This window comes from Geobacter hydrogenophilus (assembly GCF_018501225.1).
GTDB lineage: Bacteria > Desulfobacterota > Desulfuromonadia > Geobacterales > Geobacteraceae > Geobacter > Geobacter hydrogenophilus.
Map to the genome: position 1 here is coordinate 1 of NZ_JAHCZI010000032.1, position 641 is coordinate 641.

Sequence of the window (641 nt, forward strand, 5' to 3'; positions counted from 1 at the left end):
GCGGTGGCGCTCATGGTGATCAGGTAGCCGGTGACGCCGACGTTGTCGGTGGCGGTGAAGGAGCTGACCGCAACGGTGAGGCTTGTGGAGGTGGCCGGAAGGGTGAAGGCGCTTACGACAGGGACGGTGGCGTCGGGAAGGGTGACCGTCACGCTGGCGCTCTTGGAAAGAGACACGTTCCCCGCCGCGTCCTTGGCCCAGGCGTAGAAGGTGTTATTGCCGGCAACGGCGGTCACGCTCGTCGGGGCGGTGGCAGTCCAGCCGGTGGCCGATGCCGCAGGCGCGGTGGCGCTCATGGTGATCAGGTAGCCGGTGACGCCGACGTTGTCGGTGGCGGTGAAGGAGCTGACCGCAACGGTAAGGCTTGTAGAGGTGGCCGGAAGGGTGAAGGCGCTCACGACAGGGGCGGTGGCGTCGGGAAGGGTGACCGTCACGCTGGCGCTCTTGGCGAGCGAGACGTTCCCCGCCGCGTCCTTGGCCCAGGCGTAGAAGGTGTTATTGCCGGCTACGGCGGTCACGCTCGTCGGGGCAGTGGCAGTCCAGCCGGTGGCAGAGGCTGCCGGTGCGGTGGCGCTCGTGGTGATCAGGTAGCCGGTGACGCCGACGTTGTCGGTGGCGGTGAAGGAGCTGACCGCAACGGT

At 67.9% G+C, this 641-nt stretch carries 1 pseudogene; it reads right to left on the reverse strand.

Going from position 1 to position 641, the window contains the following annotated elements:
• A pseudogene (locus KI811_RS18390) lies at positions 1-641 on the reverse strand (hypothetical protein); the annotation flags it as partial.